Here is a 25,556-nt window from a genome sequence, read left to right on the forward strand (position 1 = left end):
ATAACGCAAATGCTGCGCTGCACCAACCCGTCACGCCGTTCGGAATTGCATGGCAGGCCCGCGCGGCCCCGACTCCTGCGACGCCCTGTCACCCCCCTGACGCCCCAACGCGAACAGCAGGAACGCGGCGATGGCGATGTGCAGGATGTTCCAGCCGACGCCGTTCAGGAACGCCGCCGTGTAGCTCAGCGTCAGGTCGTAGATCGCTCCCGACATCCAGCCGCCGAGCCCCATGCCGACCAGGGTCGCCGACAGCACCACGCCGACCCGCACCCCCGCCTGGGCGGCCGGGAAGAACTGGCGCACGATCAGCGCATAGGTCGGCACGATCCCGCCCTGGGACAGGCCGAACAGGGCGGAGACAACATAGAGCGGCACCAGCCCGTCGAAAGGCAGGAACAGCAGCAGGGCCAGGGTCTGAAGCGTGGAGCTGAGCAGCAGCGTCCACAGCGCGCCGATCCGGTCGGCCAGCGCGCCGCAGACCAGCCGGCTGACGATGCCGGTGGCCAGCATCAACGACAGCATCTCCGCCCCGCGCTGGCTGTTGTAGCCGAGTTCCAGGCAGTAGGAGACGATATGCACCTGGGGCATGGCCATGGCGATGCAGCAGGCCAGCCCGGCGACGATCAGCAGGCCCTGAAGCACCGGGCTGGGCAGCGGCGGCTTGCCGTTGCGGCCCTTGGCGACGACCGGGGCCGGCGCATGGCCGATCGGCGAGCGGCGGCGCAGAGCCAGCGCCATCGGCACCACGGTGACGACGCAGAAGATGGCGATGATCTGGTGGGTCTCGCGCCAGCCCACGTCATGGACAAGATAGTCGATGATCGGCGGCCACACCGTGCCGGCCAGGTAGTTGCCGCTGGCGGCGATGGCCACGGCGATGCCGCGCCGGCGCACGAACCAGTGGGAGATGTCGGCCAGCAGCGGCCCGAAGGTCACCGCCCCGCCCAGCATGCCGATCAGCAGCGCGTGCGCGGCCGAGAAGACCCAGATGGACGGCGCGAAACTCGTGGCCCCGTAGCCGGCCCCGAGCGCGATGCCGCCGACGATCAGCGCCGGCACGATGCCGACCTTGTCCGCCAGCTTGCCCATCAGCACGGTGCCGATGGCGACGCCGATCAGGGTGAAGGTGTAGGGCAGCGAGGCGTCGGCGCGGCTGACCCCGAAATCCGCCTCCACCGCCGGCAGCACCACGACGACCGACCACAGCCCCGCGCCGCCGATCATGCTGATCAGCAGGCACATGGCCAGCCGGGCCCAGGCATAGGGGCCGTCGATATCGCCCGGGGCGTCGGAATCGTAGCCCGGCCCGGTCTCCCGCGATGTGGTCTGGCTCATCCCGCCGCCTTGGCAAGCGCCCGTTCGACGTAATCGAGCCGGTCCTGACCGTAGAAGTTCTCGTCGTCCACGAAATAGGTCGGCGCGCCGATCACGCCACGCATGATGGCCTCGCCGCAGTTGCGCTCCAGTTCCGCCTGCACCGAGGCGGTCATCGCCTCCTCGATCAGCGCGCGCGGATCGCCGTAGCCGGCCTGCCCCACCAGATCGGCGACAACGTCCTCATCGGCGATGTCCCGGTCGAAGCGCCACAGGGCCTCCAGTACCAGCAGGCTGAGGCGGTCTACGTCCCCCGCCTCGCCGCGCCGCACGGCGCGCTGGCCAGCGATCACGATGCCGCTGGGAAGCTCGACCGGTCCCATGTGATGGATCGGCTCGCGCTGGATCTCCACACCATGGGCGGCGGCGCAGCGCAGCGCGTCCACCATGGCGTAGTGGCGCAGCATGGTCGGCCGCTCGCCGAACTGCATCCCGCCGATCGGCGGCATGGTCTTCGACAGCAGGATCGGCCGGTGCACGATGGTGCGGCCGTATCTCTGCGCCAGGGCGTTCAGCCGGGCGGCGCCGATATAGGTGAAGTTCGACCGGGTCGAATAGTAGTAGTCGATGGTGCTCATGCCGCGCTGCTCCCGGCCTCGTCCGGCAGGCTGACGGCTTCAAGCGCCGCCTTGCCCCGGATTATGTCTGACGCCTTCTCGGCGATCATCATCGTGGATGCGTTCAGGTTGGCCGACGGCATGGTCGGCATCACCGAGGCATCGACCACCCGCAATCCCTCGAGCCCGTGCACCCGCAGGCTGTCATCCACCACCGTCAGCGTGTCGCTGCTCGGCCCCATGCGGCAGGTCCCCATGGGATGGAAGGTGGTGGTGCCGCGATGCCGGGCGGAGTCCAGCAACTCGTCGTCGCTCGCCACGCCTGGCCCCGGATAGGTCTCCCCGGCGTTGTACTCGGCCATCGCCTGGGAGGCCATGATCCGCCGCGCCAGCTTCATCGCCGCCAGCAGGACCCGGCGGTCCTCCTCATGGGCGAGGTAGTTCGGCTGGATCACCGGCGCCTCGAACGGATCGGCGTTGCGCAGGCGGACATAGCCCAGGCTCTCCGGGCGCTGCTGCCAGGACGCGATGGTCATGCCCGGCTCGCGTTCCAGCTCCGACTGCACGCCTTCGGCATAAGAGGCCGGGGTGAAGGTGAACTGGATGTCGCCGAACTGCAGCGCCGGATCGGAGCGCCAGAAGCCGTAGACCAGGGTCGGGCTGATCGCCAGGATGCCCTTGCGGGTGGTCAGGTACTTCATCACCTCGCCGGCCAGTTTGAAGCCGCGGGCGCGCTCGTTGATGCTGTCGGTGTTCTTGACCCGATAGGCGAAGCGCGGGGCGTAGTGGTCGCGCAGGTTCTCGCCGACCCCCGGCAGGGCGTGCTTGACCGCGATGCCGTGCTGGCTGAGCTGCTCGGGCGCGCCGATGCCCGAAAGCTGCAGGAGTTGCGGCGAGTTGTAGGTGCCCCCCGACAGGATCACCTCGCGGTTCGCCTTGACCTCCGACGGAATGCCGTGGCGCCCGCCCTTGTTGTAGCGCACGCCGGTGACCCGCTTGCCCTCCAGCGCCAGCTCGGTGGCGTGGGCATGGGTGATGACGGTCAGGTTCCGACGCTTCATGGCGGGGTGCAGGTAGCCGCGCGCGGCACTCAGGCGCCGGCCGTCGCGGATCGTGCGCTGGGCGTAGTTCACGCCCTCCTGCTTCTCGCCGTTATAGTCCGGGTTGCGCGGAATGCCGGTCTCCACGCAGCTCTGGATGAAGGCCTCGGTCAGCGGGTGCGACCAGTCGATATCGGTGACGGTCATGGCGCCGTCGCGGCCGCGGAAGGTCTCGTCCGCCTGACCCTGCCGGCTCTCGCAGCGCTTGAAATAGGGCAAAACGTCGGCATAGCCCCAACCCCGGTTGCCCATCTGCGACCAGGTGTTGAAGTCGAGCCGCTGGCCCCGGTTGTAGATATGGCCATTGATCGAGCTCGACCCGCCGAGCGTCTTGCCGCGCGGCGCCTTGATCCGGCGGCCGGCGGTCCAGTGGCTCGGCTCCTGCTCGTACAGCCAGTTCACCGACGGATCGAGGATCGTCTTCATGAATCCGGCGGGAATGTGGATGAACGGGTGCCAGTCGCTCGGCCCGGCCTCCAGCACGCAGACGGAGGTGTTGGGATCCTCGCTCAGACGGTTGGCGAGCACCGAACCGGCAGAGCCGGCACCGACGATGACGTAGTCGAAGCTGTCCATTGGATCACGATCCGAGTCTTGAAGCGGTCCCACGAGCGCGGGTTTCGACCAGTCCTAGCACAGACAATGGGGCCGGCGGGAGAGAGAAGCCGACGATTTAAACTTCGCCGGATCGGCACGAATGTTTGTGCATCTGCGAAGAGATTTTTGCGGGTGCGAAGGGATTTCGCAGATCAACACTGCCCGGAGCTGTTCCGGGGCAAAGCCGACAGCCGGTGCGAAGCGTTTGACGGTGGGCGTCGCACCCGGGCTCGCCCCGGCACAAGGCCGGGGAGTGGGAAGGGGTGGGTGGTTTGGCCCTGATTTGCATCAGGACCATGCCGACAGCGCCGACGCACCCCCTCGCCTCTTCCCCTGCGCGGTGCCACAGTGGCGCCCCGTCCGCCCGTTGCCCGCCAGAGACACACCCATGCCCCAGCCCGCCGCCCTGATCTTCGACTGCGACGGGGTGCTCGTCGATTCCGAGGCCATCGTCATGCGCATCGAGCAGGCGGCGATCGCCGAGGCCGGACTGAGCTACTCGCCGCAGGACTACGCCACCCGCTTCACCGGCCTGTCCTATGACGATTTCTTCGCCACGCTGGACGCCGAGCATCGCACCCGCTTCGGCAAGCCCCTGGCGCCCGGCCTGTACGAGCGGATCAAGGAGGACAGCGTCGCCGCCATGGAGCGCGAGCTGGAGGCCGTGCCGGGCATCGCCGAGCTGGTGGAGATCGTCGCGGTGCCGACCGCCGTCGCCTCCTCGTCCTTCCCGGACTCGCTCGTCATGAAGCTGCGCAAGACCGGGCTCCACGACCGCTTCGCCCCGCATATCTACTCCACCCAGCTGGTGCCCAACGGCAAGCCGGCGCCGGACATCTTCCTGTACGCCGCCGAGCGTCTCGGCGTGCCGCCACGGGAGTGCGTGGTGCTGGAGGACAGCGTGAACGGCATCCGCGCCGCCGTCGACGCGGGGATGACCGCCTGGGGCTTCACCGGGGCCGGCCATGCCGATCCGGGCCTGGCCGAGCGCCTGACCGCCGCCGGGGCGCAAACCGTGTTTGACAGCCACGCCGCGATTGCGCTCCGCTTGCGGGAATAAAGAACGATAAATTCGGGAGGACTGCATGGCCGTGGACCGGGTCGAGGACGCCACCGTCGATATCGCGATCGTGGGGGCCGGGTTCGCCGGCCTGTACATGCTCCACCGGGCGCGCGGCATGGGGCTCAGCGCGGTGGTGTTCGAGACCGGCGACGGGGTCGGCGGCACCTGGTACTGGAACCGCTATCCGGGTGCGCGCTGCGACGTCGAGAGCATGGAGTATTCCTACCAGTTCGACGAGGAGCTGCAGCAGGACTGGTCCTGGTCGGAGCGGTTCGCCGCCCAGCCGGAGATTCTGCGCTACGCCAACCACGTGGCCGACCGCTTCGACCTGAAGCGCGACATCCGGTTCGAGACCAAGGTGACCGCCGCCCATTTCGACGACGCGGCTGAGCTGTGGCGGGTCAGCACCGATAAGGGCGACACCGTCGCCGCGACCCATCTGGTGATGGCGACGGGCTGCCTGTCGTCGGCCAACGTGCCGCATTTCGAGGGGATGGAGGAGTTCGGGGGCGACTGGTACCACACCGGGCGCTGGCCGAAGGACGGGGTCGATTTCACCCACAAGCGGGTGGCGGTGATCGGCACCGGCTCGTCGGCCATCCAGTCGATCCCGGTGATCGCCCGCCAGGCCCAACACCTCACCGTGTTCCAGCGCACGCCGAACTACGCGGTGCCGGCCCATAACCACCCGGTCGACCCGGAGCGCGAGGCCTGGTTCAAGGCGAACTACAGCGAGCTGCGCGAGAAGGCCAAGCAGGGTCGCTCGGGCCAGCTCTATTCGGTGCGCGACGTGACCTGGGGCAGCGAGCCGCTGGAGACGGCGAAGGCGGAGTTCGCCCGCCGCTGGGACCTCGGCGGGTTCTCCTATCTCGGCGCCTATATCGACCTGCTGGTGAACAAGGAGGGCAACGACGTCGCCGCCGAGTTCGTCCGCGACAAGATCCGCGAGACCGTGAAGGACCCGAAGACGGCCGAACTGCTCTGCCCGACCAGCGTGATCGGCTGCAAGCGGCTCTGCGTCGATACCGGCTATTTCGAGACCTACAACCGGGACAATGTCGCCCTGGTCGACATCTCGAAGGCGCCGATCGAGCGGCTGACCGAGAGGGGCCTGATCATCGGCGGGACGGAATACGACTTCGACGCCATCGTCTTCGCCACCGGCTTCGACGCCATGACCGGGTCGCTGAACCGGATCGACATCCGCGGACGCGACGGCCTGCCGCTGGTCGAGAAATGGGAGGCGGGGCCACGCACCTATCTCGGGCTGACAACGGTCGGCTTCCCCAACCTGTTCCTCATCACCGGGCCGGGCAGCCCCTCGGTGCTGACCAACATGCTGCCGACCATCGAGCAGCATGTGGACTATGTCAGCGACATCATCGACCACCTGCGGGCCCACGGGCAGAGCACCATCGAGCCGGAGCAGGATGCCGAGGACGCCTGGGTCGACCACGTGAACCAGATCGCCGGCGGCACCCTCTATCCGAGCTGCAATTCCTGGTATCTCGGCGCCAACGTGCCCGGCAAGCCGCGGGTGTTCATGCCCTATCCGGGCTTTCCGGCCTATGTGAAGAAATGCCAGGAGATCGCCGCGTCGGGGTATGCGGGGTTCCGGAAGGGGTAGCCCACCACACCCTTCTCCGTCTTCCCGGCCTTGCGCCGGGATCCAGGAAAGCCGCCGCTGAGCCGCCGGTGACTTATTCCAAGCGTTCCAGCGCGCGCGCCTCTGGACCCCGGCGCAAGGCCGGGGAGACGGTGGGGAGTGAAGCCGTCATCCCGGCAAGCCCCGCGGCCGGCGCGCGTGACGACCGCCTCGCCCGTCAGATCGTCGTCACCCGCTCCGGCGCCGGCGGCAACTCCCCGCGTTCGACCGCGTGCACAGCTTTCACCAACCCCCGGTTCGCCGGAGCGTCGATGCCGATCTCGGCCCCCTTCTCGGCGATGAAGCCGTTGATGTAGTCGATCTCCGTGCGCCGGGCCTTGGCGATGTCCTGGGCCATCGACGGGCGGCTCTCCTCGCTGCGGCCCTCGCAGGCGGCGAGCATTTCGTCCTCGATCGCCTGGCGCTGCCTGGCGTCGCCCTTCCAGGCGGCGATCCACTCCTCGCCGGTGAACTTGCCGATCTTCTCCAGATCGTAGCCCAGCGCCTTGCCGATGGCCGCCGCCTCGCCGCAGATGCGGATCTGCAGCCAGCGCACGTCGGCGTCCCGCGCGCAGCCGTTATTGCCGAAGCCGCTCGCCGCGCTCACCCCGTTCTGGTGGGCGTTGGCGCAGAGCTTCGACCAGCGCTCGCCCCACAGGTTGGTCGTGGTCTTGGCACTGTCGATTCCGGCCAGCATGCCGCAGACGCGCTCGACCCGCGGCGTGATCCGGCCATGGATCTCGCCGACACGGAACACGGTGTGACTATTGCCGCCCAGCGGCACGCCGCGCTTGACCTCGCCCGGTCCGGTCATCTCGACCGCGATCTTGGCGGCGATGGTGCCGATCACCCGGCCCCAGCCGACCACCTTGGCGATGGTCTCCTCGTTGATGCAGTTCTGCAGCGAGACCACGTAGCCGTTCGGCGACAGGTAGTCCTGGATCATCATGGTGGCCCAGGCGGTGTCGAACGACTTCGTGCACACGAAGGCGATGTCGATCGGCCCGGTCTTCTTCAGCGCCTGCACATCGGTCAGGTGGATCGCCTTGGCCGGGGCATTGAAGCACTCGGCCTCGGTCAGGCCGTAGAGGTTCAGCCCGCCCGCGTTGATGGCGTTGACGTTCTCCGGCCAGGGATCGATCAGGGTGACATCCTCGCCGGCGCGGGAGAAATAGCCGCCGACATAGGCGCCCACGGCGCCGGCCCCGACGATCGCGATACGCTCGCTCATCTCTTGGTCTTCCTTGTCTAGGTTGTCAGTGCGGCCGGTCGCCGCCGCCGATGGTCAGGCGGTGCATCACCCGGCGCTCGCCCGGATAGTCGTTCAGCGCCATGTGCTGGGTACAGCGGTTGTCCCAGATCACCAGGGTCCCCTTGCGGTAGGAGGCGCGGGCGGTGAAGTCCAGGGTGCCGGCATGGGCCTTCAGGAAGGCGACCAGGGCGTCGCTCTCCTTATCCGCCAGTTCCTTGATCCGGTAGAGGTGGCTGCCGGAGATGTAGAGCGCCTTGCGGCCGGTCTCCGCATGGGTGCGGACCAGCGGATGCTCGCTCTCCATCTTCGGCGCGTTCTCCACGTTGGCCGTGTCGAACCGGGTGCTGCTCATCAGCGCCGCGCGGCCGCCGCGCCGGCCCTTCAGATCGCCGCTATAGACGCCGGTCAGCCCGTCGACGAAGGCGCGCAGGGTCGGACTCAGGGTCTCGTAGGCGCGGTACAGGTTGGCGAGCACCGTGTCGCCGCCACGCGAGGGCACCTCGTGGGCGTAGAGCATGGTGGCGATCGGCGGGCGCTCGTCGAAGGACATGTCGGTGTGCCAGGCGCCGCCGAAATTCTTCTCCTCGTCCGGCTCCTTGCGGATCTCGAACACCTCCGGATGCGCCTCCAGACCCTTCACGAAGGGATAGGGGACAAGCGGGCCGAAGCGCTGGGCGAAGGCCTTGTTCTGCTCGATCGTGAGGTCCTGATCGTGGAAGACGAGAAGCTGGTTTTCCAGGAAGGCGCGATGGATCTCCGAAAAGGTCTCGTTGCCGAGCTCCTTGGACAGGTCGACACCGGACACCTCAGCACCCATTGTGCCGCCGATGGGTTTTACGGTTATCGTCTCGTACGGTTGCATGCCGTTTCCTCCCGTGAGGACCGTCTGTTTTCGCGGCCTTGTACACAATCTCACCACGGGCCGCCGTCCGGCGTCACCCCACCAAATTCGCGGAGCCTCTGTGTCCGAAGCCCTCCCCCAAAAGGCCGTCAACGCCTACCTGCTGCTGGTCCTGACCACCCTGTCCTGGGGGGCGAACGCGGTCGCCGCGAAGATGTCGGTCGGCGAGCTGTCGCCGATGCTGCTGACCCTGCTGCGCTGGCTCGGCGTGTTCATTCTGCTGGCGATCTTCGCGCGCGGAAAGGTGGCCGCCGAATGGCCGGTGCTGCGCCGGCACTGGGGCAGGATCTTCGTGATGGGCGCGCTCGGCTTCTGCGTGTTCAACACCCTGATGTACGTCGCCGCCAAGCACACCCAGGCGGTCAATATCGGCATTCTGCAGGGATCGATCCCGATCTTCGTGCTGCTCGGCGCCTTCGCGGCCTATCGGACGCCAGTGCGCGGCGTGCAGATCCTCGGCGTGGCGATCACCATGATCGGCGTCGCCCTGGTGGCGTCGAAGGGGGATTTCGGCCGGCTGGCGGCACTGGAACTGAACCATGGCGACGTGCTGATCGTGGTCGCCTGCGTGCTCTATGCCGGCTACACCGTGTCCCTGCGCAAGCGCCCGCCGCTGTCGGGGATGACCATGTTCGCCGGGCTGGCGACGGCCGCCTTCCTGACCTCCATTCCGGTCGCCGGCTACGAGTATCTGGTGGGGGATTTCCAGGCGCCGACCGTGAAGGGCTGGGCGATCGTCGCCTTCGTGGTCATCTTCCCGTCCTTCCTGGCGCAGATCTCGTTTCTGCTGGCCGTCGACCAGGTCGGGCCGGGCCGGGCCGGCGTGTTCGTGAACCTGGTGCCGATCTTCGCCGCCGTGCTGAGCGTGGCGATCCTGAGCGAGGAATTCCACCTGTACCACGCCCTGGCCCTCGCCCTCGTACTCGGCGGCATCGCCATCGCCGAACGGTTCAAGCGCTGACGGAGGTTTCCATGGCCGCCACTGCGACCCCCTTCACCCTCGCGATCCCCCAGGCCGATCTCGACGACCTGATGGACCGCCTATCCCGCACCCGTTTCCCCGATCGAACGCCGGGGGAAGCCTGGGCCTACGGCACCGACCCGGACTATCTGCGCGAACTGGTGGCCTATTGGCGCGACGGCTTCGACTGGCGCCGGGAGGAGGCCGCGCTCAACGCCTTCCCGCAGTTCCGGGTCGAGTTGGACGGCATCCCGCTGCACTACCTGAAGGTCGAGGGCATGGGGCCGGACCCGATCCCGCTGCTGCTGCTGCACGGCTGGCCGGGCTCGGTGCTGGAGTTCCTGGAGCTGATCCCGCTGCTGACCGACCCCGCCTCCCACGGCGTGCCCGACGCGCCGTCCTTCACGGTGATCGCCCCGTCCCTGCCCGGCTTCACCCTGTCCTTCGCCCCAGACCAGAAGCGGTTCTCCTGCGAGGAGATGGCGGCCACGCTGGCGAAGCTGATGGACGAGGTGCTGGGCATCGAGCGCTACATGGTCCAGGGCGGCGACTGGGGGGCCTTCGTCGGCTCGCGCCTTGCCTTCGACCATCCCGATCGGGTGCGCGCCCTGCATCTCAACTTCCTGCCGCTGCGCCGCGACGCCGCCGTGGCCGAGGATCCGAGCCCGGAGGAGCAGAGGTATCTGGAGGAACTGGCCGAGTTCCTGCGCGAGGAGACCGGCTATCAGGTGATCCAGGGTACGCGGCCGCAGACCCTGGCCTCCGCCCTGGCGGACAGCCCGGCCGGCCTCGCCGCCTGGATCGCCGAGAAGTTCCACGTCTGGACCGACAATGACGGGCGGATCGAGAACGCCGTCAGCCGAGACCGGATGCTGGCGGACATCTCGCTGTACTGGTTCACCGGCGCCATCGGCTCCTCGTTCTGGCCCTACTACGCCCGCGCCCATGGGCCGTGGCCGATCCCGCTCGGCGGCACGATCGCGGTCCCGATGGGCTATCTGCAATCTCCGCGTGAAATTCTACGCCCACCCCGGACCGCGTCCGCGCGGGTCTATACCGATATCCGCCGTTGGGAATCCTTAGAAAAAGGAGGGCATTTTGCCGCCCTGGAGAATCCGGACGCTCTGGCCGGTGAAATCCGAGCCCTGGCCTCCAGCCTTTAGATCCATCGACATAAATTATCAAAAATCAATTTTTGAGTGTGCATCCGGAAGCTGATACGCTGGTTCTTCCAGAGCGGGAGGAGCGGTCATGGGCGACGGAAGAACACCAAAAACCAGCATGAAGCGGCGCGATTTTCTGGCGGGCGCGGGAGCGATGGCGCTGTCCGGCCCGCTGATGGCACGCGCGGCGGTGGCCCAGGGCACCGGCCCCGGCGTCGCCCCGGCGGGTGCGAAGATCGCCCGGCTCGGCATCTATCCGGCCATCGGCATCTGCCGGGTCGGCGGCAGCAAGCTGTGGTTCCACGCGCCGGAGGTGCCCGGCCTGCCGCCGACACCGGCGGATGGGCAGTTCAAGGACGGCACCGAGCGGATCAAGAAGCAGGTCCAGCGCTTCCGCATCTACGCCTTCGACCGGGAGGGCCGGGTGATCAAGGAGATCACCGCCGCCGACGGCTCCATTCAATGGACGGTTCATGTCGCCAATACCAAGGCCGCCTGGTACGGCTTCAACAACCCCATGGACAACGGCGACCTCGCCCCCGGCATTCCCGGCCAGCGGCGCAACCAGTATTTCACCCGCCCGGAGCAGCGCCTCGACAATCTGGTGATCGACGGCACGGCCACGACCATCTCCGGCACCGACACCAACCGCGACGGCGACGACGCGGCCTTCGCCATGGGCGGCACCTTCTGGGGCAGCGAGCCGGTCGGCCTCGGCCACCTGCAGACCGACAGCGCCGGTCACCTGCTCGTGGTGCCGCCGGACGGCGTGTCGAAAAGCCCGACCGGGGCCGGGATCACCAGCTTCGCCGACAACGACGGCTGGCACGACGACTGGTGCGACGGGCCGGTCACCGCGACGGTCACCCTGGCGGACGCCCTGCCGGTGGAGCCGGATCTGGATACCGCTGCGGACTCGGCCTGGGTCGCCTGCGTCGGCCCGAACTTCGCGCCGCAGATCGAGCCGGTCTCGACCATGTACGACGTGATCTACGATATGAACGTTCGGCTGAACTGGCAGAGCCGACCGGCCAAGCCGTCCTTCACCAAGGACATCTATCCCACCCTACAGCGCCTGGGGCAGATGCAGTGGCTGACCGACGCCGCCAATCTGCGCGAGGCCTGGATGGGCGCGTATTTCGACTTCGCCGATCCGGCCCTGATCGACCGGCTGTCGAAACCGGCCAACACGCAGCTGCGCCAACAGGCCTTCGCCCAGATCCGCCCGCCCTTCCAGTTCTCCGGCAACACCGAGGCGGACTATTTCACCGAGCAGCAGCTCAAGGTGCCGTACATGCTGGGCGACGGCATCAACTACGACGGCAGCCCGTACCAGTGGTTCCAGATGGCCCATCTCCAGTACCAGTTCCTGATCGACTGGAAGGACGGCAACTACGTCGACGACTGGCAGCCGGACGACAAGGGCATCACCGATTTCGACCAGATCCCGCTCGACCAGCAGCCCTTCGCCCTGACCCAGGCGGCGCTGATGCCGTTGAGCGGCGGCGCCTTCCACCCGGGGGTGGAGCTGACCTACTACCTGCGGCACAAGGCCATGTACGCCCGCGACCATGCCCCGACGAACGGGCCCCTGCCGGAACCGTTCCGTCTCGCGCGCGGCGACCGGCCGACCCTGCTGCAGGATGTCGGCCGGCTGCTGACGCCGGAGCTCACCCTGGTCGGCGACCCGGACAAGGGGATCGCCCCGGCGGTCGGCCCCTGCATGCCAGGGGACCTGACCCGCTGGATGGGCCTGCCCTGGCAATGCGACGCCTTCAGCTGCCAGCAGGTGCTGATGCAGAGCGATTTCCCCACGGCCGTGTGGTGGCCGGCGCTGCTGCCGATCGACGTACTGCCCGTGGCGTTCCTGGAGGACCAGGTGATCAGGGGCGAGACCGGCGACGGCCAGAAGCTCGGCCGGGAACAGAGGATCAAGTACTTCAACCAGCGCGCCGACTGGAAACGCGGGGTCGCCGGCATCGGCTACCACGCCAATGCCAGCTACTGGGACGGCATCACCGACATGATCACCCTGTGGGAGCGCATGGGCTTCGTGGTGAAGCGCGAGGTGCCGGAAGAGGTCGCCCGCGAGCTCGGCATCCCGCGCGAGGTCTATGCCGAGGTGCAGCGCGGCGACACCATGGAGTTCCGTTTCAGATGGACGCCGGCGGACGGCCAGCTCCCGAACTGAGGCCGCCATGGGAAAGACCGTCGCCGTCATCGGGGCCGGCATCGCCGGGCCGGCGGCCGTGCTCGCGCTCGTGGAGGCTGCGGGCCTGACAGGGGGCCGGGCCGGGGACCAGGCCGGGTTGCAGGTGCTCTGGGTCGCGCCGCCCCCCGAGGCCGGGCATGACCCGGTGGGCGAGACCCTGGCGCCGGCCGCCAACCCGATCCTCGCCCGCCTCGGCCTGTCCGACACCATGGCGGCGGCCGGGCATCGGGTGTCCCACACCACCCTGTCCTCCTGGGGCGGCGACCAGCTGCTCGACCGCAACGCGATCCTGCATCTGGAGGGACCGGGACTGGTGCTGGACCGGTCCCGGTTCGAGGCGGACCTGCGGCGCCATGCCGAGGCGGTAGCCAGCCGGGTGTTCGCGACCCGCGTGAGCGATGCAGGTGCCGCCGACGGTGCCTGGCACCTGACGCTGGAGGATGGCGAGACGCTGACCGCCAATGCGGTGGTGGACGCCTCGGGCCGCGGTTCCGTCGTCGCCCGCCGGGCTGCCGAACGGCACCGGGCCGACCAGCTCGTCGCCGCCCATGCCTTTCTGCCGCACCGGGACGACAGCGTGGAGCCGACCCGGGCGGTCCTGATCGAGGCGGTCGAAACCGGCTGGTGGTACGCCGCCCTGCGGCCGGACGGCATGCTGTCGGTCGCCTATTTCACCGACCCGGACCTGCTGGGCGAGACCCCGACCCGGGACCTCACCGCCTGGACCGCCCTGGTCGCCGGCACGCGCCATGTCGGCCGCTGGATCGAGGATGCCGGCTTCGCGCTGGACGCGCCCCCGAGCCTGTCGAGCGCGGGGACCACCTGGCTTGTCCCGCCCGCCGGGCGGGTCGACGGCGCGCCATGGATGGCGGCGGGCGACTGCGCGGCGGCGTTCGACCCGCTCTCCTCCCACGGCATGACCACCGCACTCTGGGCGGGCGCCCGCGCCGGCAGCGTGCTGTCGACGGCGCTGGAGGGCGACGACACCGCGCTGGAGGCCTATGCCCGATCGGTGCTGGACGGGGTGGCGGGGTTCCTGGCTCAGCGTCGGGCCATGTACGCGCAGGAACGCCGGTTCGCCGACGCGCCGTTCTGGCGGCGCCGGCAGAGCGCCAACTGACGCTTCAATCCCCCGCATCCGTCTCCCCGGCCTTGCGCCCGGGCCTAGGGAAGACACGCGCTGGAACGCCTCGCTAGGCCCAGGAAAGCTCCGGCAAGCCGCACCCTCGATCCCGGCGCAGGGCCGGGAAGCCGAAAGGGGAATTGGGGGAAGGAAATGGTGAGAGGACCGTTACCCCTCGCGAGCAGCCAGCTCTCTATCGGAACAGGAACCGCTTGTGCGCGTCGGCCATGTTGCGGGCTCGGACGAGAAATTCCTGGGCCGCCCGCGGGTCGACCGTATCGGCCAGGGTCTCGGCGAACAGGGCGAGCCAGCGGTCGAAATGCGCCGGCGTCAGCTCGCCGATTCCCGCATGCACGCGCATCGGCATGCCGTCATAGCGCCCGGTCAGGTTCAGCACCGACGACCAGAACGCCTTCAGCCGCTCGAAATGCGCCGGCCAGTCCTCCACATGGCGCATGAAGACGGGGCCGAGCATCTCGTCCTCCCGCGCCCGGCTGTAGAATGTTTCGACCACCAGGGAGATGTCGTCCTCGCTGACCCGCGCGAAGGGTGGGGCCAGGGCGGACCGGTCGGGTGCGGAATTGGAAGCGTCGGTCATGGCCGCACGCTACCACGGCATCCGGTCAGGCGGCGAGCGACGGCGTGTAGAGCAGCTTGACGTAGGACCGCAGCAGCCGGATCTGTTCGGCCAGGACGCCGGGCTCCTTCAAGGCCTTGGCCATGACGATCCCGCCCTCGGTCACCGAGGACACCATGTCGGCCAGCGCGTCGATATCGACCACGTCGTTCGCCGGATAGCGGGCGTCGATGGCGTCGAAGATCCGCCGGAACCGCTCGCGCCAGGCCAGCACGCCCAGGCGGTTCAGCTCGCGCACCTCGCGGTCGAACAGAACCTCGTTGTAGCAGTAGGTCGCCACCAGGCAGCCCGGATGCCCCTGCTCCATCTCGCCCATGATGGCGGCGAAACGGTCGAGGCCCTTCAGGAAGGCGGCGAGCGGATCCTCGCCCTCGCCGACGGCGAACAGGTCGTCCAGCACGGCGTCGTCGCGCTTCAGGAACCGCACGAGCATCGCCCGGGCGAGTTCGTTCTTATCGCGGAAGTGATAGAAGAATCCGCTCTTGGTGATCCCGACGGCGGCGATCACCTCTTCGATCGAGGTGGCGCCGAAGCCCTTCGCCAGCACCGCGTCCTCGGCGATGTCCAGGATCTTTTCCCGCGTCTGCTCTCCTCTGCGCATTCCGAACTCCTCCTCCTCGGCCGGTATCTCCGACGGATTAGAGGGCATTTGTTTCAGTTCGATTTCCGTACCGCAGGTTTACTAGCGTTAACCATGGCATCCGCCGATTTTCCGGCCACCGCGAAACATGAGGAGGCCAACCATGGCACGCTACCGCACACGCCTGCCGCAGCTCGACGGCGGGCCGTTCCTGACCGACGGCGGTCTCGAAACCACCCTTGTCTTCATCGACGGCATCGACCTGCCGCATTTCGCCGCCATCGACCTGCTGCGCCGCGACGGCGGCCGCGAGCGGCTGAAACAGTATTCAGAACAGTATCTCCAGATCGCCCGGAACAACGGCTGCGGCTTCGTGCTGGAGAGTGTCACCTGGCGCGCCAGCCGAGACTGGACCCGCAAGCTCGGCTATTCCGAGGCGGAACACCTGCGCCTGAACCAGGTCGCCATCGAGGACCTGGCCGCTCTGCGCGACCGCTGGGAGACGTCGGCGACCCCTGTGGTGGTCTCCGGCAATATTGGCCCGCGCGGCGACGGCTACGATCCGGGCGACGTGATGACGACGCAGGAGGCCGAAGCCTATCACGCCTGCCAGATCGCCCTGTTCAGCGACACCGAGGCCGACATGGTCACCGCCATGACCCTGACCAACGTGCCCGAGGCCGTCGGCATCGTGCGAGCCGCCGCCAGGCGCTCCATGCCCAGCGTGATCTCCTTCACCCTGGAGACCGACGGACGTCTTCCCACCGGCCAGCCGCTGGGCGAGGCCATCGAGGAGACCGACGCCGCGACCGACGGGGCCGCCGCCTACTACATGATCAACTGCGCCCACCCGACCCATTTCGAGTCGGTGCTGGCCAAGGGCGGCGACTGGATCAACCGGATCCGCGGCGTGCGGGCCAACGCCTCGACCCGCAGCCATGCCGAGCTGGACAACTCCACCGATCTGGATGCGGGCGATCCCGAGCAGCTCGGCCGAGACTATGCCCGGCTGCGGACGCTGCTGCCCGCCGCCAACGTGTTCGGCGGCTGCTGCGGCACCGATCACCGCCACCTGGAGCAGATCGGCGGGCGCTGCTCCGGCCATGCCCGCGCGGCCTGAGGGGGACGGGATGGGCTATCACGACCTGATCCTGCGTCCGGCCGGTCCGGACGACGCTCTCGCCCTCGTCGAGATCGTGGAGATGGCGAGCGAGGGCATGGTCACCCATGTCTGGAAAGGCATGGCGGAACCGGGCGAGACCCCACGGGATGTCGGCCTGCGCCGGGCTCGGCGGGGCGAGGGTTCCTTCTCTCACGGCAACGCCACCCTCGCGACCCTGGCCGGCCGGGTCCAGGGCGGGCTTGTCGGCTATCCGCTCGGCGCCGCGCAGGCGATCGACGAGGATATGCCGGCGATGTTCGTCCCGCTGCAGGAACTGGAGAACCTGGCGGCGGGAAGCTGGTACGTGAACGTGCTGGCGGTCATGCCCGACTGGCGCAGTCACGGGATCGGCTGCCGGCTGCTCTTCGAGGCCGAACGTCAGGCCCGCGACTGTGGCTGCACCCGGATGTCGATCATCGTCTCCAGCGCGAACGCCGGTGCCCGTCGGCTGTATGAGCGGTTCGGCTTCGAGTTCCGGGCCGAGCGGCCCATGGGCAAGGGGGACTGGCGAAACCCGGGCACCCATTGGCAGTTGCTGATCAAGGTCCTCGACTGATCCGACGATAGGGGGCGCTGGCGACTATTTGCGCGCCAGCGCCGCATGCGCCCGGGAGCGGAACTCGCGGCGATACAGGATCGCCACCACCCACAGGGATGCGGCGATCAGTGCGACCGGGTGCAGAAACCAGGCGCAGGCGGCGAGCCCGAAATAATAGGCGTGCATCCCGCCGTTGTAGTGCCGGGCGGCCAGGGTGGTGATCCGGGCGACCACCCGGGCGCGGTCCTGGGCGACCTCCGGGTCGTCCGACGCACCCGGCTGCGGGATCGAGCCGAGCACCACGGCGGCGTTGTTGTGCAGCCGCAGGGACCAGGCGAGCCGGAAGAAGGCGTTGATGAACACCACGATCAGCGCCCCGACCATCAGGCCGAAGCGGTCGCGCGTCGTCTCCAGCAGGTACTCGAACCCGTTCAGGATCAGCACCGCGTGCTCCGACCCGCCGATCATCGCCGCCAGACCGCCGATGACGAAGATCGCCGTGGAGGCGAGGAAGGCGGAATTGCCGGCCAGCGAGCGCAGGATCTGGATGTCGATGATCCGGTTGTCGCGATGCACCGCGGCCGCCGTCCAGTCGTCCCGCCACCCCTGCATCAGCCCAGACAGGTTGGCGCCGCGCTCGGCCGCCCGTTCGCCGAAAATCTCGTAGCCGAGCCAGGTGGTGACGAAGATCACCAGGGCGAGGATGTCGAGGGGCGAGAAGATCTGCATCAGCGTCGTCATGTCCCATGCGATAGCAGATTTGCACGCGCCGTGCCGCCGAGGAATGCGGACAGGCGCCCGGCAATCCGTGTCGCTTTCGCCCTGTGCGGCGGGCAGCAAGGCGCTTACCCTTTGATCGCAAAGGGTCCTGATACGGATCGGCATGGGAGGACGTCATGGGATCGCTGGACGGAAAGATCGCCGTCGTCACCGGGGCGGGCAAGAATATCGGCCGCGAGATCGCGCTGACCCTGGCCCGGGACGGTGCCGCCGTCGTGGTCAACGGCCGCGGCGACCAGGCGGCGGTCGACGGCGTGGCCGAGGAGATCCGCGCACTGGGCGGCCGCGCTGTCGGGCACCTGGCCGACGTCGCCGACGAGGCCGCGGTCACCGCCATGGTCGAGCGTGCGGTGGGCGATTTCGGCGGCATCGATATCGTCGTCAGCAATGCCGGCCTGCGCCGCCAGACGCCGTTCCTGGAGATGGGCCTCGCCGAGTGGCGCGAGATCCTGTCGGTCGCACTGGACGGCGCCTTCATCCTCACCCGCGCCTGTGTGCCGCACATGATCGCCAGAAGCCAACAGGGAGGCGAGGGCGGCGCCATTGTCGGGCTATCGGGGGTATCGACCCATGTGGGCACGCCCGAGCGCTGCCACGTCTCCGCCTCCAAGGCCGGGCTGGAGGGGCTGATGCGGGCGCTGGCGGTCGAGCTCGGCCCGCACGGCATCACCGCCAATTCCATCGCCCCCGGCGCCATCGACACCGTCCGCGGCGCCGCCGCCGGGCAGATGCCCAGCACCATGCGCGCCGCCGGCGTGCCGGCCGGCCGCAAGGGCACGATGGAAGAGATCGCCGCCATGGTCCGCCATCTGGTCGGACCGCAGGGCCGGTTCATCACCGGCCAGACCCTTCACGTGAACGGAGGAGCGTTCCTCACATGAGCAACCTGCCATTCCCGAACGAGCCGATGGCCCCGCATATCGGGCTGGAGATCACCGGCCTCGACCTGAACGCGCTGGACGACGATACCACCGCCGCCCTGCGCCAGGCGTTCAACGACCGCCACGTGCTGGTGATCCGCGACCAGGACATGACGCCGGAGCAGCAGGTGCGCTTCGCCGAGCGGATCGGCGAGCCGGACATCTATCCCCTTCTGAACGGCATCGACGGCTTCCCGATGGTCACGCCGATCATCAAAGAGCCGGAGGAACGCAACAATTTCGGCGGGCTGTGGCACAGCGACACGACCTACATGGAGAAGCCGCCGATGGCGACCATGCTGCTGGCCCGCGAGATCCCGCCGGTCGGCGGCGACACCCTGTTCGCCTCCCAGGTCGCCGCCTACGAGGCGCTGTCCGACGGGATGAAGGCAATGCTGGCGCCGCTGCGCGCAATCAACAGTTCGGCCAAGGCGAACGCGACCAAGACCCGCGAGGACCGGGTGAAGGGCGACGACGCGAAGAAGGAATTCACCTCCTGCCATCCGGTGGTCCGCACCCATCCGGAGACCGGCAAGAAGGCGCTGTACCTCAATGTCGGCCACACGGTGCGCTTCGACGGCTTCACCGAGGAGGAGAGCGCGCCGCTGCTCGGCTGGCTGCACCAGCACCAGTGCCGCGAGGAATTCCAGTGCCGGGTGCGCTGGCGCGAGGGCACGCTGGTGATGTGGGACAACCGGGCGGCCATGCACTACCCGGTGAACGACTACCACGGCCACCGCCGCGAAATGCACCGGATCACCCTGAAGGGCGGCACGGTGACGTAACGCCGGAGCCGCTCCAGCGTTACATTTTTCTGCCGCTAAAGCCGTTCCACCTCGCATCGGGAGCAGCGCAGGGGGATGGAGCCGCTGACCGGGTCGGACACCGAGGTGTCGATCGTCGCGTTGATGTTGGCGGCCAGCGGATGGTCGCGGCCGTAGGGGCTGCCGTCCGGGCCGTCGACCCACCAGCCGTGCTGGCCGAACACGCCGCCCGGCTCCAGGTCGCGGATGATGGAAACCCGCGCCACCGCCCGGCCGCGCGCCGTCTTCACCACCGCCCAGTCGCCCGGCTTCAGCCCGCGCGCGTCGGCGTCCTCGGCCGCCATTTCCAGAATCGGATCCGGCATCAGCCGGCGCAGCGAGGGAATGTTGCGGTGCTGGCTGTGGCAATAGGCCACCGTCTTGGCCGAGCCGAGCCGCAGCGGCCAGGCCTCCTCGCGCTCGGGCAGGACCGCCGGATCGAAGGCCGGCACCCCCGCCCCGCCATGCGCGTGCAGCCGCTCGCTATAGACCTCCAGCCGCCGGGTCGGCGTCGGGAAGCCGCGCGGCACCCCGCCCCCGTCGGCAATGGCATGGGCCTCCAGCGCCACGCTCCCCGGCACCGTCACGCCTTCCGGCGCCGCCCGCAGCCGCTCCACCGAAAGCCCGGCGCCGGCCAGCACATGGTCGTGACCCGCATCCGCACTGCCGCCGAAGAACGCGTCGGACAGGCCCAGCCGTTTCGCCAGCGCGAGCACGATGTCGGTGTCGGAGCGCGCCTCGCCGACCGGATCGATCACCGCCGGGCGGAGCTGCACCTGGCGCATGCCCTCCAGGCTGGCATCGAAGCCGGTGCGCAATCCCTCGCGCTCCCACGAGGTGGCCGCGGGCAGCAGGATATCGGCGTGCCGCGCCGTGGCGTTCTCGAAGAAGTCGACATGGACATGGAAATCGAGCGCGGCGAGCGCCCGCTTGGCCAGGTCGCCGTCGGGCTGGGACACCAGCAGGTTGGTGCCGAAGGACACCAGCATCCGCACCGGATAGGGCTCGCCCGCCAGCACCGCCCGCCATACGTCGCGGGCGGTGACCCAGCCGCTGAGCCCCGGGCCGATCGGCCGTTCCCGCAGGCCGAGCGCCTTGGCCTTCTGCTCCGGTGCCATGAGGTCGCCGCCGGAGATGTCGGCGAAGGACGCGGCCCCGCCCGGCACGTTGCCGCCGGCCTTGCCGTAGCTGCCGGTCAGCGCGTAGAGCAGCGAGATCGCCCGGTCGGTCTGGGTCGCGGTCGGGCTCTGGCCCACCCCGTTCCAGGCGTAATAGGCGACCGACGACGCCTCGGCCAGCAGGGCGGCCGCCTTGTGCAGGGCCTCCACCGGCACCCCGGTGACCTCGGCGACCCGCCCGGCCGGCCAGTCGGACGCGGCGGCGGCATAGACCTCGAAGGCGCTGCGGCAGGCGACCGGGCCGTCGGGTGTATCCAAATCCCGCTCCGCGCGCAGTGCCGGCAGGCCCTCGTCGAGCCACACGCCCCGGCCGGCGTCGAACCGCAGCAGCCCGCCCTGCTCGGCCATGGCCAGGTACACGTCCGCCCCGCCGCCGGCGACCAGATCGGCCTCGCGCAGGAACCGGCCGGTGTCCCGGCGCACCAGCAGCGGGCCGTTGCTCCAGCGCGTCATGAAGTCCCGGTCGAACCGCCCGCCCTCGATCAGGAGATGGGCGAGGCCGAGCGCCAGCGCCTGGTCGGTGCCGGGCCGCACGGCGAGCCACTGGTCGGCACGGCGGGCGAAGCCGATGGGCCGGGGGTCGACCACGATCGCCTTGGCCCCATGGCGCATCGCCTTCTGGATCTCCACCGAGCGCGCCAGCCAGGTCGCGGCCGGGTTGTTGCCCCAGAGCACGACACAGTCCGTGTTGGCGAAATCCGGCGTGCCGATATCGGTGCCGTAGGTGAAGCGGCTGGCGAAGTCCTTGTGCCAGTTGCAGATCTCGGTTCCGTAGATGGTGTTCGGGCTGCCATAGGCGCGGATCAGCCGCTCGATCCAGGAGATCGAGTCGGAGATATGGGTGCCGCTCGGCGTGGTGACGGAGAACGCGGTCTGTTCCGGTCCGTGCTCGCGCGCCACGGTCGCCATGCGCCCGGCAATCTCGTCCAGGGCCTCGTCCCAGGAGATCGGCTCCCAGCCCGGATCGGCCGCCCCCTTCGGCGCGGTGCGGCGCAACGGCCGGGTCAGCCGGTCGGGGTGATAGACCAGCTCGGGGGCGGCCCGCCCCTTGGGACAGAGCTTCTCGCCGCTCGGATGGCCGGGCAGCGGGTCGATGCCGGTGAGTTTTCCATCCTCCACCACGGCGACACAGCCGCAGCGGGACCGGCATTGGGTACAGAAGGCGGGGGTGCGGGTGATCGCGCTCACGGGGCCTCGCGACGACAGGGGGAAAGGGGCGGCAACGCGGCCGGCAGCCTTTCACCCTAGAGGAGCCCACCGTGCGGCGGAAGGTCCCGATCGGCCTGGGCCGTCAGCCGTAAACCGCCAGCATCACCTTCTGGCTGATCCCCTTCAACTCCACCGCGCCGCGGTCCTCGAACAGGGCGTAGGTCGGCAGGTCGCGGTCGAACAGCATGGTGGAGAAGCAGGCCTCGTTGTCGCCGGCCCGGGCGGAGATCCGGGCGGCGAGCTGCACCGTGGAGCCGAAGAAGTCCTCGTCCTTCCTGATCGCCTCGCCGAAATGCCCGCCGCAGCGGATCTTGTATTCCGGCGCGTCGGGGCGGTTGGCGAGCCCCTTCATGCTGTCGACCAGGGCGACGGCGCAGGCGACCATGCGCTCCTTGTTGGCGAAGCTCAGCATCAGTCCGTCGCCCAGGTGCTTCACCTTGCGCCCGCCGAAGCGCCGGCACATGTCGAGCGCCACACTCTCGTGGTGGTCGATGACGGACTGGGCGGCGGCGTCGCCGATCTCGCTGGTCAGGCGGGTGCTGTCGACGATGTCGGTGAACAGGATGCCCACCTTGACCGTGCCGCCCAACCCTTCCTCCAGGGTATCGACGATGCCGAACGCCTCCTCGAAGGTCTGCTTCAGGCCGTCGATATCGGCGCTCTGATACAGCCGGAAGCAGCGCGAGCCGACGCGGATGGAGGCCGGCGCCTCCTTCTCGGTCAGGTAGCGCTCCATGGTCTCCACGAAATGGCCGATGGCGTCGGTGCTCTCGATGAAGAACTTCAGCACCTGGGCCACGATCGAGCGGCCGCGGTCGGAGAAGATGTTGATGTCCTGCTCGATGGAGAACAGCACGCCGACCGCGAACAGGCTGATCTTGCGCGCGAATTCCAGATCCCGCCGGGCCGCCTCCAGGGCGCCGCCTTCCCGCAGGGTCTCGAAGAAGCTGCGGAACTGGCGGTAGGTCGCGTCGGCGATGATCAGGTCGTCGAGCGCCACATCCTGCTCGTCCTCGAAGATAGGCACCTGGCCGCGCTTGCGCGTCGGTCCGGTGATCTCCGGCGGAACGATCTTGGCGATGTCGCCCTTCGCCAGATCGGAGCCGACCCCCGTCTGGCGGGCGCGAAGCGGCACGAAGAGGAAGGACAGCAGATCGGCCAGCGAGCCGCCGAAGCCCATGCGCTGGCCACCGCCGACCGGCTTGCCGACTTTGGCTGCCGGGCGCGCGGCGGTGGTGCGGCCCCGGGCGGTGGCGCCGCCGGTGACGGCCCGCGAGGTGGCGGGCGCCCGCAGGGAGGCCGGCGGCGGCGTGCCCTCGTCGAGCCGCTTGAACATCAGCGTGCGCCGCTTGAACATGCCATCCTCGCCAAGCGTTTCCTCGATAAGCTTGAGGCCGCTGCCCGGAGGGTTGCGCTGAAGGCGCTGAATCTCGGACTGGGCCTCGCCGAGTTCGCTTGGGTCGTAGGTCTGCAGCGTGCGCCACTTCCCGTCCGACTGGATCTCAATCTCGTATGCGACGACCTGAGCCACACCGGCTCTCCCCCACCCGGACCGAATCCCGCCCAACCTCTCGGAGCGGCGGGATAGATATGCGGTCAGCGTTTCACGCGCATACCCGACAACATTTCAATTGTTTCAGTATCGCGATTCCCGAGGGAGTGCCAGCGGCCTCACTTCTTCTCGAACGACACCGAGGCCCAGTTTTCCCACAGGGTGGCCAGCGCGGCGTAGTCCAGGTCGCCCATGCCCTTGGCCTCGGCGATCTCGTACGGGGTGTGGGAGGCCAGGGTGGCGAAAAGCGGCACGCCCAGGTTCTGCGCCGTCTCCAGGGCGAGGACGGAATCCTTGCGCGCGTTGGAGACCGACATGCCGCCGGTGTAGTTGCCGTCGGCCATGCGCTCCTGCACCCGGTGGACCAGCGGCCGCATCAGCCCCTCCTCCCGGTTCAGGATGTCGACCATGGTCTGCACCGGCACGCCGAGCTTGGTCGACATGGCGAAGGCCTCGATCAGCACGACCATGACCGCGTGCATGACACCGTTGTTCACCACCTTCGTGCCCATGCCGGCGCCGATCGGGCCGAGCTCGAAGATCCGCTCGGCCAGCAGGTCGAGCACCGGACGGGCCAGCGCGATCTCCTCCGGCGAGCCGCCCAGGAAGAAGGTGATCTTGGCCGAGGCCATGCTGGCCACGCCGCCGGCGATGGCGGCATCGACGAAGCCGACCCCTTCGGCCCGACAGCGCGTGTGGCAGGCGATGGCGGTCGCCGGGGTGACGGTGCTGGTCTCGATGACGATGGACGGCCGGTGGCCGGCGGCGAGGATCTCCTCCACGACGGCGATGGACGCTTCCGGCTTGGGCAGGGAGAGGATGATCCGGTCGGCTTTGGACGCCACGTCGGCGGCACTGTCGGCCAGGGTCACGCCGATCTCGGCCGCCGCCTTGCGGCGCTCGGGGCTCAAATCGAAACCGATCACGGTCTGGCCCTTGTCCAGAAGCGCCTTGCAGACCGACGCCCCGGCATTGCCGAGGCCGATGAAGCCGATCGGGTTGGTCATTCTCTCGTTCCCTTCGAGTGTCCGTCAGATGGAGGAAGTCAGTTGCGGAAGTCGCTGCCCATGCGGTCCAGCTTACGTTTCCAGGCGGCCAGCTCGAGCGTGCCGATGCCGGCGAGGCGCGCGCCTTCCGACTTCTGCGCGCGGGTATGGGCGACGATCTCCGGTGCGATCGGCAGAACCTCGGCCTGGCCACCGGCCTGGGCCAGCACCTGCACGCGGCAGGCGCGCTCCAGGTTGTACATGTGGAAGAACGCCTCGGCGACGGTCTCGCCAATGGTGAGGGTGCCGTGGTTGCGTAGGATCATCGCCTTGCACTGGCCGATATCGGCGACCAGACGGGGCTTCTCGGCGTCGTCGAAGGCCAGCCCCTCATAGTCGTGATAGGCGATCCCGCCGGGCAGGAACATGCCGAACTGGGAAGCATCGATCAGCCCCTCGCGCTGGCACGACACCGCCACGCCGCTGTCGGTATGCAGGTGGATGACGCAATGCGCGCCGGGCACCGCCTCGTGCACCGCGCCGTGGATGATGAAGCCGGCGTAGTTGATCGGGTAGGCGCTGTCCTCGACGATGTTCCCCTGCAGGTCGATCTTCACCAGGTTCGAGGCGGTGACCTCCTCGTACATCAGCCCGAACGGGTTGATCAGGAAGTGCTCCTCGTCGCCGGGCACCCGGGCGGAGATGTGGGTGTAGATCAGGTCGTCCATCTGCTTGGCGGCGAAGACGCGGTAGACGGCGGCGAGGTCCTCGCGGGTCTGGCGCTCTTCCTCAGACCAGCGGTTCGTGCGGGGCATCGATGTGACGGTCACGGCTGATCTCCTTCAGGTCCCTTTGAACTCGGTGATGTCGGCGTTTTCCTGCGGCGGGAAGTCGATATGGATGTGATTCCCGTCCGCGTCGAAGATGTTCACCTGAGTGTGGCCGAAGCCGTCGCCGGGCAGAACCCCACACTTGTATGCAATGTTCAGGGAGCGCAGATGGGAGAGGAACTCCTCCAGCCCGGTGGCCCGCAAAGCGAAGTGCTCGAGCTGCTGGTCGCCGCGGTAGTCGGCGGTGGCGCCGGTCTCCACGATGTGCACGACCGCGTCCTCGCCGGAGTACATCCAGGCGCCGCCGAAGCCGAAATCGGGCCGCTTTCCCTTTTTCAGACCGAGCACGCGCTCGTAGAAGTCCACCAGGCGGGGGACGTCGGTGGTGCGGAGATTGACATGATCGAGTCTTCCGATTGGCATGGTGACC

General features: G+C 68.5%; 23 protein-coding genes and 1 pseudogene. 10 read left to right on the forward strand and 14 right to left on the reverse strand.

Features of this window, described 5'->3' with window-relative positions:
• Positions 1–30: 30 nt before the first annotated feature.
• Genes G578_RS27015 through G578_RS0118455 form a run of 3 tightly spaced genes read right to left on the reverse strand, consistent with a single transcriptional unit; the run spans position 31 to position 3,610 of the window.
• Entirely contained in the window at positions 31–1,338 is a 1,308-nt protein-coding gene (locus tag G578_RS27015) for an MFS transporter (protein WP_084619009.1), read from the reverse strand.
• The gene (locus G578_RS0118450) at positions 1,335–1,955 is read right to left on the reverse strand and encodes a 2-hydroxychromene-2-carboxylate isomerase (RefSeq protein ID WP_028795504.1); all 621 of its coding nucleotides are present in this window, start codon (positions 1,953–1,955) and stop codon (positions 1,335–1,337) included. The genes G578_RS27015 and G578_RS0118450 overlap by 4 nt, the downstream gene beginning before the upstream one ends.
• Complete coding sequence (locus G578_RS0118455) at positions 1,952–3,610, reverse strand: GMC family oxidoreductase (RefSeq protein ID WP_028795505.1); 1,659 nt, start codon at positions 3,608–3,610, stop codon at positions 1,952–1,954. Before G578_RS0118455 ends, G578_RS0118450 begins: the two co-directional genes overlap by 4 nt.
• Before the next feature lie 409 nt (positions 3,611–4,019).
• Here G578_RS0118455 and G578_RS0118460 point away from each other — a divergent pair, with 409 nt between their 5' ends.
• Positions 4,020–4,691: an HAD family hydrolase gene (locus tag G578_RS0118460; RefSeq protein ID WP_028795506.1), complete on the forward strand. Its 672-nt coding sequence runs from the start codon at positions 4,020–4,022 to the stop codon at positions 4,689–4,691.
• A 25-nt stretch (positions 4,692–4,716) separates the two neighbouring features.
• Positions 4,717–6,321 carry a flavin-containing monooxygenase gene (locus G578_RS0118465; RefSeq protein ID WP_028795507.1) on the forward strand — a complete coding sequence of 535 codons (1,605 nt, stop codon included), beginning with the start codon at positions 4,717–4,719 and terminating at the stop codon, positions 6,319–6,321.
• A 196-nt stretch (positions 6,322–6,517) separates the two neighbouring features.
• Here G578_RS0118465 and G578_RS0118470 read toward each other — a convergent pair whose 3' ends face one another.
• Both G578_RS0118470 and G578_RS0118475 read right to left on the reverse strand, forming a co-directional pair.
• Positions 6,518–7,570, reverse strand: a complete 1,053-nt coding sequence (locus G578_RS0118470) for a ketopantoate reductase family protein (RefSeq protein WP_028795508.1) — start codon at positions 7,568–7,570, stop codon at positions 6,518–6,520.
• A 25-nt stretch (positions 7,571–7,595) separates the two neighbouring features.
• The gene (locus G578_RS0118475; RefSeq protein ID WP_028795509.1) at positions 7,596–8,453 is read right to left on the reverse strand and encodes a TauD/TfdA dioxygenase family protein; all 858 of its coding nucleotides are present in this window, start codon (positions 8,451–8,453) and stop codon (positions 7,596–7,598) included.
• Positions 8,454–8,553: 100 nt separating this feature from the next.
• Between G578_RS0118475 and G578_RS0118480 the strand changes: the two genes are divergently transcribed.
• From G578_RS0118480 to goxB, 4 genes are all read left to right on the forward strand, one after another.
• Complete coding sequence (locus G578_RS0118480) at positions 8,554–9,453, forward strand: DMT family transporter (RefSeq protein WP_028795510.1); 900 nt, start codon at positions 8,554–8,556, stop codon at positions 9,451–9,453.
• An 11-nt stretch (positions 9,454–9,464) separates the two neighbouring features.
• Positions 9,465–10,616, forward strand: coding sequence for an epoxide hydrolase family protein (locus G578_RS0118485; RefSeq protein WP_028795511.1), 1,152 nt, complete (start codon positions 9,465–9,467; stop codon positions 10,614–10,616).
• Positions 10,617–10,704: 88 nt separating this feature from the next.
• Positions 10,705–12,807, forward strand: a complete 2,103-nt coding sequence (goxA, locus tag G578_RS0118490; RefSeq protein WP_211228958.1) for a CTQ-dependent glycine oxidase GoxA — start codon at positions 10,705–10,707, stop codon at positions 12,805–12,807.
• A 7-nt stretch (positions 12,808–12,814) separates the two neighbouring features.
• A complete protein-coding gene (gene goxB / locus G578_RS27020) occupies positions 12,815–13,948 on the forward strand; it encodes a glycine oxidase maturase GoxB (protein WP_051245000.1) in 1,134 nt (377 codons plus the stop codon).
• A 196-nt stretch (positions 13,949–14,144) separates the two neighbouring features.
• On the opposite strand, the gene G578_RS27025 is transcribed toward goxB, so the two are convergent.
• On the reverse strand, positions 14,145–14,549 hold the full coding sequence (locus tag G578_RS27025) for a group III truncated hemoglobin (RefSeq protein ID WP_051245001.1): 405 nt from the start codon (positions 14,547–14,549) through the stop codon (positions 14,145–14,147).
• Positions 14,550–14,574: 25 nt separating this feature from the next.
• Positions 14,575–15,189 carry a TetR/AcrR family transcriptional regulator gene (locus G578_RS0118505; protein ID WP_028795513.1) on the reverse strand — a complete coding sequence of 205 codons (615 nt, stop codon included), beginning with the start codon at positions 15,187–15,189 and terminating at the stop codon, positions 14,575–14,577.
• Positions 15,190–15,331: 142 nt separating this feature from the next.
• On the opposite strand from G578_RS0118505, the gene G578_RS0118510 reads away from it, so the two are divergent.
• Both G578_RS0118510 and G578_RS0118515 read left to right on the forward strand, forming a co-directional pair.
• Positions 15,332–16,288, forward strand: coding sequence for a homocysteine S-methyltransferase family protein (locus G578_RS0118510; RefSeq protein ID WP_028795514.1), 957 nt, complete (start codon positions 15,332–15,334; stop codon positions 16,286–16,288).
• 10 nt (positions 16,289–16,298) lie between these two features.
• Entirely contained in the window at positions 16,299–16,886 is a 588-nt protein-coding gene (locus G578_RS0118515; protein ID WP_038015172.1) for a GNAT family N-acetyltransferase, read from the forward strand.
• A gap of 24 nt (positions 16,887–16,910) precedes the next feature.
• Here the strand turns inward: G578_RS0118515 and G578_RS0118520 are convergent, their stop codons facing one another.
• On the reverse strand, positions 16,911–17,609 hold the full coding sequence (locus G578_RS0118520; RefSeq protein ID WP_028795516.1) for a DUF599 domain-containing protein: 699 nt from the start codon (positions 17,607–17,609) through the stop codon (positions 16,911–16,913).
• Between the two features lie 155 nt (positions 17,610–17,764).
• Between G578_RS0118520 and G578_RS0118525 the strand changes: the two genes are divergently transcribed.
• Positions 17,765–18,529 (forward strand): SDR family NAD(P)-dependent oxidoreductase, encoded by a 765-nt coding sequence (locus G578_RS0118525; protein WP_028795517.1) that lies wholly within the window; start codon positions 17,765–17,767, stop codon positions 18,527–18,529.
• Positions 18,526–19,353, forward strand: a complete 828-nt coding sequence (locus tag G578_RS0118530) for a TauD/TfdA dioxygenase family protein (RefSeq protein ID WP_028795518.1) — start codon at positions 18,526–18,528, stop codon at positions 19,351–19,353. The genes G578_RS0118525 and G578_RS0118530 overlap by 4 nt, the downstream gene beginning before the upstream one ends.
• 35 nt (positions 19,354–19,388) lie before the next feature.
• Here G578_RS0118530 and G578_RS27030 read toward each other — a convergent pair whose 3' ends face one another.
• The 6 genes and pseudogenes from G578_RS27030 to G578_RS0118555 form a co-directional block, all read right to left on the reverse strand.
• The gene (locus G578_RS27030) at positions 19,389–21,737 is read right to left on the reverse strand and encodes a molybdopterin-containing oxidoreductase family protein (protein WP_051245002.1); all 2,349 of its coding nucleotides are present in this window, start codon (positions 21,735–21,737) and stop codon (positions 19,389–19,391) included.
• A 103-nt stretch (positions 21,738–21,840) separates the two neighbouring features.
• Positions 21,841–23,289: an adenylate/guanylate cyclase domain-containing protein gene (locus G578_RS0118540; protein ID WP_028795519.1), complete on the reverse strand. Its 1,449-nt coding sequence runs from the start codon at positions 23,287–23,289 to the stop codon at positions 21,841–21,843.
• Between the two features lie 140 nt (positions 23,290–23,429).
• A complete protein-coding gene (locus G578_RS30360) occupies positions 23,430–23,822 on the reverse strand; it encodes an NAD-binding protein (RefSeq protein ID WP_342664903.1) in 393 nt (130 codons plus the stop codon).
• Between the two features lie 27 nt (positions 23,823–23,849).
• Positions 23,850–24,320 (reverse strand): annotated as a pseudogene (locus G578_RS30365) (NAD(P)-dependent oxidoreductase); the annotation flags it as partial.
• A 35-nt stretch (positions 24,321–24,355) separates the two neighbouring features.
• Positions 24,356–25,126, reverse strand: a complete 771-nt coding sequence (locus G578_RS0118550; RefSeq protein WP_028795521.1) for a class II aldolase/adducin family protein — start codon at positions 25,124–25,126, stop codon at positions 24,356–24,358.
• Positions 25,127–25,138: 12 nt separating this feature from the next.
• Positions 25,139–25,549, reverse strand: coding sequence for a VOC family protein (locus G578_RS0118555; protein WP_028795522.1), 411 nt, complete (start codon positions 25,547–25,549; stop codon positions 25,139–25,141).
• Between the last annotated feature and the right edge of the window lie 7 nt (positions 25,550–25,556).

This window comes from Thalassobaculum salexigens DSM 19539, assembly GCF_000423805.1.
Lineage (GTDB): Bacteria > Pseudomonadota > Alphaproteobacteria > Thalassobaculales > Thalassobaculaceae > Thalassobaculum > Thalassobaculum litoreum.